Origin of the sequence: Actinomadura sp. NPDC049753, from assembly GCF_040674655.1 — a bacterium.
In the GTDB taxonomy this organism is placed as follows: domain Bacteria; phylum Actinomycetota; class Actinomycetes; order Streptosporangiales; family Streptosporangiaceae; genus Spirillospora; species Spirillospora verrucosospora.
Genome location: NZ_JBFARL010000301.1, coordinates 1 through 7201 on the forward strand (window position 1 = coordinate 1; position 7201 = coordinate 7201).

The window sequence follows — 7201 nt, forward strand, 5'->3', positions numbered from 1 at the left end:
GGCTCGGCACCACCCGGACCGTCCTGCTGATGGTGCCGACCCTGACCGCGCCGTTCTTCGGCCCCGTCTACACCGGCGCCGCGCGGGTCGCGGCCGCGGCTCGACTCCCTCACCGTCCGGGAGCGGGAGGTGATGCTGCTCGTCGCGGCCGGGCTCAGCAACGACGAGATCGCCGCCCGCCTCGTGCTCAGCCCCGCCACGGCCAAGACCCACGTCAGCCGCATCATGTCCAAGGTGGGCGTGCGGGACCGCTCGCAGCTCGTCATCCTCGCCTACGAGTCAGGCATGGTGAGCCCGCGCTGGGTGCGACCACGGAGGTAGGCGCGCCGCCGACCCGCAACCGGTGGGGTAGCGCGGAAGCCCGCCGCGGGCCGATGCGGCGGGGGCGGCCGCGTCCCGATCATGGGGACCATGAACCACACCGGCGCCATGATCGGGCTCGTGGTCGGCGGGGCCGCGGGCTTCCTGCTGACCGAGACCGTGGGAGCTTTCTTCACCTTCGTCCTGGACCGCACGCTCGACGTCGACGGCACCCCCGTCCTGCTGGCCGCCTTCATCGTCGTGCCGGTCCTGTCCGCCCTCGTCGGCGCCTTCGCCGGCTCGCGTTTCAGAACCGGCCGGTGAGCCCGGCCCCGGCGGTCAGGTCAGACGGGACCGGAGCAGGCAGAACTCGTTGCCCTCCGGATCGGCCAGGGGGACCCAGCTCTCCTCCCCGGTCTGCCCGATGTCCACCGGCCGCGCGCCGGCGGCCAGGAGCCGCTCCAGTTCGGCGTCCTGGTCGCGGTCCGTCGCGTTCACGTCGAAGTGCAGCCGCAGCTTGCCGTTCTTCGGGTCCTCGCTGCGGCTGAGGATCAACGTCGGCTGGAGCCCGCCGAACCCTTCCGGCGGGCCGATCTCGATGTCGTCGCCCTCCCTGTCCAGCTCCACGAACCCGAGCACCTCGCACCAGAACTCCGCGAGTCTGTCCGGGTCGCGGCAGTCGAGCACGAGCTCACTGATCCGGCACGCCATGGTCGGCCTCCACCAATCAAGATCGGTTATCGGCTCCCACGCTCTCAGAGACCCGTGCCGGGCGTCGAGCGAAATGCCGCGGGCCGGCTGGAGCGGTCCCGGGCGCCGCCCTAGAAGCGCAACCGCAGGCGGCCGGAGGCGAAGGCCTCCGCGACCCGGGCCTCGGTCCCGGCGACGTCCTCGTCCGAGGTGTCGAGCACGTGGCGCTCCAGCTCGCCGAGGTCGGCGAACTGGTCCCACATCGCCAGGACGGGACGGCGGTCCACCAGCGCGCCGGGCTCCGTCCGGGCCTGCGCACGGGCGAGCGTGACGTCGCGATGCGGACGAAGGGCCGCGTAGTGGAAGGGCACCCAGGGGCGCTGCCTCGCCTGCCGGCGGAAGTGGCCGAGCATCCACGGGCCGACGATCCCGTCGACGACCGTGACGAAGCCCCCGCTCGCGTAGGTGAACGCCGCACCGGCGATGACGTCCATGACCGTCTCGTTCTGGGAGTGCGACGCCGGCTCGTACGGCGGGATCGCTCCCGCCGCGATGCAGTGCCAGAAGTCGTCGGTGTGCAGGTGGACGGCCTTCTCCTCGCGGCGGGCGATCCGGGCCGCGACCGTCGACTTCCCCGCTCCGGGAGGGCCGGTCAGAACGAGAACGCTGCTGGGCACATGATCACCCTATGGCGGACGGCGGGACGGCCTGCGCCATACCGGGTCGCGGAGGGTGACGGTCATGGGCCAGAAGTGGGTCGCGGGGGCGCCAGACAGGCACTCCCTCACGGTAAGTGATCGGACCGTCGCACTCGGGAATGGGGAGCGTGACGTCGCTCCCCCGAGAGGAAACCGCGTATGTCGGCTCAGCGCCTGGCCCAAGGAGAGCCCCCCACCCGCGAGGCCGTCCCCACCACCATCCCGGCAGGAGACATCGACGAGGAGGACGCATGGCTGGTCGGCGAGGACGAGGGGGCGGCGCCCGAGCCGTGCACGAACATGTGAGCGGCGCGGGTCAGCTCTGAGCGAGCACGGCGCAGAGGGCGTCCAGAGCGGCCGGGTAGGCGGCGCCGACCGGGGTGCTGTATCCGACGACGAAGCCCTGAGGGCGTTCGCCGGGGTCCTGCCAGTGGTCGCGCAGAGGCATGAGGGCGAGGTCATGGAACGCGGCGCGGCGCATGACCTCGCCCTCACCCTGCCCGCCGTCCGGGAGCAGGACCAAGGCGTGCAGCCCGGCGGCGACCCCCTGGACCCGGACACGCGGGGCGCGGCCGCGCAGCGCCTCGACCAGGAGGTCGCGGCGGCGCCGGTAGCGCAGGCGGGCGGCGCGGACGTGCCGGTCGTAGGCGTGGGTGCCGATGAGGTCGGCGAGGACGAGCTGCGCGAGCGATGGGGTGTGGGCGTCGGCGAGGCGCTTGGCCTCCGCGAAGGGCTCGACCAGGTGCGCGGGCAGCACCAGCCATGCCAGGCGCAGCGCCGGGGCCAGGGTCTTGGACGTGGTGCCGCCGTAGACGACGTGGTCGGGCGCCGTCCCCTGCAGGGCCCCGACCGGATGGCGGTCGTAGCGGAACTCGCCGTCGTAGTCGTCCTCGACGATCGTGCCGCCGGCCTCGCGGGCCCAGGCGGCGAAGGCGCGGCGGCGGTCCGGGCGGAGGGTCGCTCCGGTCGGGTACTGGTGCGCCGGCGTCAGCACGGCCGCGCCCCCCGGGCCGAGCCGGTCCGGACGCGCGCCGCGCTCGTCGACGGGCAGCGGGACGACGGCGAGCCCGGCGCGCCGGACGATCGCGCGGTGGAACGGATGCCCCGGCTCCTCCATCGCCATCGAGTGCGTTCCGAGGTCCCGCAGGACGGAGGCGAGGAGGCCGAGGGACTGGGCGTACCCGGACGTGACCACGATCCGGGCGGGGTCGGCGTGCACGCCCCTGGCCCGGCCGAGGTATCCGGCCAGCGCCTCGCGCAGCTCGCGGCGTCCGCGCGGGTCGCCGAGCGCGTGCACGTCGGGCGGGGCGGACGCGAGGACGCGGCGCGTCGAGCGCAGCCACGCCGTGGAGGGGAACGTGCTCAGGTCGGGCCGCCCGGGCAGCAGGTCATGCGCCGGCGCCTCGGCGGACGCCGGTTCCGCGGGCGCGGGCGCCGGCGCGGGCCCGGCCGCGACCCGCGTCCGCCCGCCGGGGACGGCCGTGAGGTAGCCCTCCGCCGTGAGCTGGTCGTAGGCGGCGCTGACCGTCCCGCGCGCCAGGCCCAGCTCGGCGGCCAGCGCGCGGGTCGAGGGGACGACGTCGCCGGGGGCCAGGCGCCGGGACCTGACGGCCTCGCGGAGGGCGCGTTCGAGTCCGGCGCGGCGGCCGCCCGAGGGGTCGACGTCCAGATGCAGGTCGACCGAGCCGGCCCAATCTCCGCGCATGGAACTGGATCTTAATCCTGGTCCGGTCGGCTTCTAGATTCGGACCATGATTGTTCTCGCGCAGCTCAGCGACACCCATCTGGACGGCGGCGACGGGCGGGCCGAACGCGCGGCCCGCGTCATGGACCACCTGAACGGCGTGCCGGTCGACGCCGTCCTCGTCACCGGGGACATCGCCGACCACGGCGAGCCCGCCGAGTACGAGCAGGCCCGCAAGGTCCTCGCGTCGGGGCATCCGGTCCTGACCTGCCCCGGAAACCACGACAGGCGCGGCCCGTACCGGGAGTTCCTGCTGGACGAGCCGCCGGGCGACGGCCCGGTCAACCGCGTCCACGAGATCGGCGGGGCCACCTTCCTGATGTGCGACTCGACCGTCCCCGGCGAGGCCCACGGGCGCCTCGACGACGAGACGATCGGGTGGCTCGACCGGCGGCTCGCGGAGGCACCGGACGCGCCCGCGTTCGTCTGCTTCCACCACCCGCCCGTGAGGCTCCAGATCCCGTACGTGGACGGGATCCGGCAGTTCGGCGAGCGGCGCCTGGCCGAGGTGGTCCTGCGGCACCCGCAGGTCGTGGCGCTGCTGTGCGGGCACGCCCACACGGCGGCGGCCACGACCTTCGCGGGACGGCCCCTGCTCGTCGCCCCGGGCGTCGTGTCCACCCTCCGGCTGCCGTGGCAGCAGGGCGACATCGCCGACCTGACCGCTCCCCCGGGCGTCGCCTTCCACGTCCTGGACGACGACGGCCGGCTGAGCACGCACTACCGCACCTTCTAGCGGTGCGCGGTCCGGGTCGCGGCGTCGCTCCCCGTCCCGGCCCGGGCTAGATGTGCTCCATCAGGAAGACCGCGGCCGTGCCGGGAGCCAGCGCTTCGAAGACGTGCGGGGCGTCGCCGGGGTAGGCGAGGTAGTCGCCGGGCGCCAGCTCCAGCGGCCCTGTCGCGGGCCCGGCCAGGGCGCGGCCGGCGCTGAGGACGACGTGCTCGGTGGTGCCCGGCGGGTGCGGGTCGGAGACCCTCGGCTCGCCCGGCTCCGCCGTGACGCGGTAGAGGTCGCGGCGCGCGTGCGGCGGGGACGACGCCAGCAGCGTCGCCGTGTAGTCGGCCCGGTCGGAGTGCGCGGCCGGCCCCTCCCCAGCCCGGACCACCCGAACGGCCTGGCGCGGCGGGTCCACCAGGCGACTGAAGGGCACGTCCAGGGCCGTCGCCAGGGCCCACAGCGTCTCCACGCTCGGGTTCCCGGCGCCCGACTCCAGCTGGGAGAGCGTCGACTTGGCCAGGCCCGCGCGCCTGGCCAGCTCCGTCTGGGACATCCCGGCGCGCTCGCGCTCCCGCCGGATCGACGCCGCGATCACCGCGATCACATCCACTCGCCCGCTCCCGCCCTCCGAAGGTAGTGTTCACTGTACTGGACAATTGTTCGCCACAACGAACGGAACTGAGCATGAGGCACCTCGGCATCCTCGCCCACAGCGCGGAAGGCGCCGCGCTGTGCTTCCGGACCTTCTGCCAGGAGGGCTTCCGCGAGCTGGGCCCCGACGACCACCCGGACGTGACGCTCGACCTCATCGCGCTCGCGCGCAGCATGCCCTCGTGGGACGCCGGGGACCACGCCCGGATCAGGGAGATCCTGGCCGAGAGCGCCCGGCGGCTCGCCGCGGCGGGCGCGGACTTCTTCGTCTGCCCCGACAACACCGCGCACCTGGCCCTCGAACACCCCGGCGCCGACCTGGCGCTTCCCGGCCTGCACATCGTCCAGGTCGTCGCCGACCAGGCCGCCCGCGACGGCCGCACGCGCGTCGGCGTGCTCGGCACCCGCTACACCATGGACGGGCCGCTCTACCCGCGCGAGCTGGCCGCGCGCGGCATCGCCGCCGAGGTCCCGGACCCGGCCGACCGGGAGACCGTCGACCGGATCATCTTCGAGGAGCTGGTCAACGGGGTCTTCACCGAGGACTCGCGCCGCGAGTACGTCCGGATCATCGAGCGCCTCGCCGGGCGCGGATGCGACGCGGTCGCGCTGGTGTGCACCGAGATCCCGCTCCTGGTCACGCCCGAGGCGTCGCCGCTGCCCACGCTCGACTCCACCCGCCTGCTGGCCCGCGCCGCCTTCGACGTGGCCGCGGACCGCCGTCCCGTCCCGGCCTGGCGCGGCGGACGCTTCGACGCCCGTTGAAACGATCCGCCCCCAGAGTGGTGGCATGGACTTCGGAGGTACGGAGAAGGCGAGCCGCTTCCGGCGGCTCCACCACGGGGACCGTCCGCTGGTGCTGCCGAACGCGTGGGACTTCGCGAGCGGCGCGGCGCTGGCCGAGGCCGGGTTCCCGGCGATCGGCACGACGAGCCTCGGCGTCGCCGCGGCGGCCGGGAAGACCGACGGGGCCGGGGGCACGCGCGCGGAGACGATCGCGCTCGCCCGGACGCTGGCGCGGCTGCCCGTCCCGGTGACCGTCGACGTCGAGGGCGGGTTCTCCGACCGGCCCGGCGACGTGGCCGCGCTCGCCGCCGAGCTCGCCTCGTACGGGATCGCCGGGCTCAATCTGGAGGACGGCCGCGCCGACGGCACCCTCGCCTCCGTCCGCGACCAGGCGGCCGTCATCGCGGCCGTCAAGGAGGCCGCGCCGGCGATGTTCCTCAACGCCCGCACCGACACGTTCTGGCTGGGCGCGCCGGACCTGGAGGAGACGCTGCGGCGGGCGCGGGCGTACGCGCGGGCGGGAGCGGACGGGATCTTCGTCCCGGGGATCGCCGGCGACGCCGACATCCGGGCGGTCCTGGAGGCCACCGGCCTGCCGCTGAACGTGCTCCACCTGCCGGGCGAGACCGACCACCCGCGGCTCGCCCGGCTCGGCGTGCACCGGGTGAGCACCGGTTCGCTGCCGTTCCGCGCGGCGCTGCGCGCGGCGGTCGCCGCGGCCCTCGACGTGACCGGGGAGGGCGACGCCCCTCCCGTGCCGTCGTACGGGGACGTCCAGCAGCTCGTCAGTGGCCGGTGATCCGGTCGGCGAGGCGGGCCAGGCCCGAGGTCCGCGCGGACGGCGCGGACGACTCGCGGGCGTCGGCCGCGCGGTAGAGGGCGTACATCGCGTGGACCCCGAGCCAGCGGAGGGGTTCGGGCTCCCAGCGGCGGACGCGGCGGTCCACCCACGGAAGCGCCGTCAGGTCGGTGTCACGGCCCAGGACGAGGTCGCGGAGGGTGCGGCCGGCGAGGTTCGCGGTGGCGACGCCGTGGCCGGTGTAGCCGCCGGCGTGGCCGAGCCCGGTCGCGCGGTCGAGGACGACCGTCGCGCACCAGTCGCGGGGGACGCCGAGGACGCCCGACCAGGCGTGCTCCACCGCTCCCTCGTCGGCGACGGCGGGCAGCATCCCGGCGAGCATCGTCCAGAGCGCGTCGACGGTGGACGGCTCGGTCCGCCCGCCGTCGTCCACGCGCGACCCGTACCGGTAGGGGCGGCCCCGGCCGCCGAAGGCGATGCGGCCGTCGGCGGTGCGCTGCGCGTACATGTAGTAGTGCGCCATGTCGCCGAGCAGCTCGCGGCGCTCCCACCCGATCGCCTTCCAGGCGCGGGCGGGCAGCGGCGTCGTGACGATCATCGAGCTGTTCATCGGGAGCCAGTCGCGGCGGTGGCCGGGCAGCGCGGCGGTGAAGCCCTCGGTGGCCCGCAGCACGTACTCGGCGGCGACGGTCCCGAACGGGGTGACCGCGGCGGCCGCCCCGTCCGGCCGGCGGGGGTCGATCCGCACGACCGGCGTCCGCTCGTAGATCCGCACGCCGAGCCGCCGGACCGCCGCGGCGAGCCCCCGGACGAGC

General features: G+C 75.1%; 10 protein-coding genes and 1 pseudogene. 6 read left to right on the top strand and 5 right to left on the bottom strand.

What is annotated here, in order from left to right; translation table 11 throughout:
- Nucleotides 1–96: 96 nt before the first annotated feature.
- Together AB0K37_RS39075 and AB0K37_RS39080 are read left to right on the top strand one after the other, a co-directional pair.
- A pseudogene (locus AB0K37_RS39075) lies at nt 97–321 on the top strand (helix-turn-helix transcriptional regulator); the annotation flags it as partial.
- 90 nt (nt 322–411) lie between these two features.
- Nucleotides 412–624 (top strand): hypothetical protein, encoded by a 213-nt coding sequence (locus AB0K37_RS39080; RefSeq protein WP_363990405.1) that lies wholly within the window; start codon nt 412–414, stop codon nt 622–624.
- A gap of 15 nt (nt 625–639) precedes the next feature.
- On the opposite strand, the gene AB0K37_RS39085 is transcribed toward AB0K37_RS39080, so the two are convergent.
- Nucleotides 640–1011: a VOC family protein gene (locus AB0K37_RS39085; RefSeq protein ID WP_363990407.1), complete on the bottom strand. Its 372-nt coding sequence runs from the start codon at nt 1009–1011 to the stop codon at nt 640–642.
- Between the two features lie 110 nt (nt 1012–1121).
- Nucleotides 1122–1667 carry an AAA family ATPase gene (locus AB0K37_RS39090; protein WP_363990408.1) on the bottom strand — a complete coding sequence of 182 codons (546 nt, stop codon included), beginning with the start codon at nt 1665–1667 and terminating at the stop codon, nt 1122–1124.
- A gap of 180 nt (nt 1668–1847) precedes the next feature.
- On the opposite strand from AB0K37_RS39090, the gene AB0K37_RS39095 reads away from it, so the two are divergent.
- Entirely contained in the window at nt 1848–1994 is a 147-nt protein-coding gene (locus tag AB0K37_RS39095; RefSeq protein ID WP_363990410.1) for a hypothetical protein, read from the top strand.
- Between the two features lie 10 nt (nt 1995–2004).
- On the opposite strand, the gene AB0K37_RS39100 is transcribed toward AB0K37_RS39095, so the two are convergent.
- On the bottom strand, nt 2005–3393 hold the full coding sequence (locus AB0K37_RS39100; RefSeq protein WP_363990412.1) for a PLP-dependent aminotransferase family protein: 1389 nt from the start codon (nt 3391–3393) through the stop codon (nt 2005–2007).
- Between the two features lie 46 nt (nt 3394–3439).
- Here AB0K37_RS39100 and AB0K37_RS39105 point away from each other — a divergent pair, with 46 nt between their 5' ends.
- Nucleotides 3440–4168 carry a phosphodiesterase gene (locus AB0K37_RS39105; RefSeq protein ID WP_363990415.1) on the top strand — a complete coding sequence of 243 codons (729 nt, stop codon included), beginning with the start codon at nt 3440–3442 and terminating at the stop codon, nt 4166–4168.
- Nucleotides 4169–4214: 46 nt separating this feature from the next.
- On the opposite strand, the gene AB0K37_RS39110 is transcribed toward AB0K37_RS39105, so the two are convergent.
- A complete protein-coding gene (locus AB0K37_RS39110) occupies nt 4215–4760 on the bottom strand; it encodes an XRE family transcriptional regulator (protein WP_363990418.1) in 546 nt (181 codons plus the stop codon).
- A 74-nt stretch (nt 4761–4834) separates the two neighbouring features.
- Here AB0K37_RS39110 and AB0K37_RS39115 point away from each other — a divergent pair, with 74 nt between their 5' ends.
- The gene (locus AB0K37_RS39115; RefSeq protein ID WP_363990421.1) at nt 4835–5566 is read left to right on the top strand and encodes an amino acid racemase; all 732 of its coding nucleotides are present in this window, start codon (nt 4835–4837) and stop codon (nt 5564–5566) included.
- A gap of 25 nt (nt 5567–5591) precedes the next feature.
- Entirely contained in the window at nt 5592–6386 is a 795-nt protein-coding gene (locus AB0K37_RS39120) for an isocitrate lyase/phosphoenolpyruvate mutase family protein (RefSeq protein WP_363990424.1), read from the top strand.
- On the opposite strand, the gene AB0K37_RS39125 is transcribed toward AB0K37_RS39120, so the two are convergent.
- Nucleotides 6373–7201, bottom strand: an 829-nt coding sequence (locus AB0K37_RS39125) for an FAD-dependent oxidoreductase (protein WP_363990427.1), incomplete at its 5' end; no start/stop codon positions are given. The two genes, AB0K37_RS39120 and AB0K37_RS39125, sit on opposite strands and share 14 nt — an antisense overlap.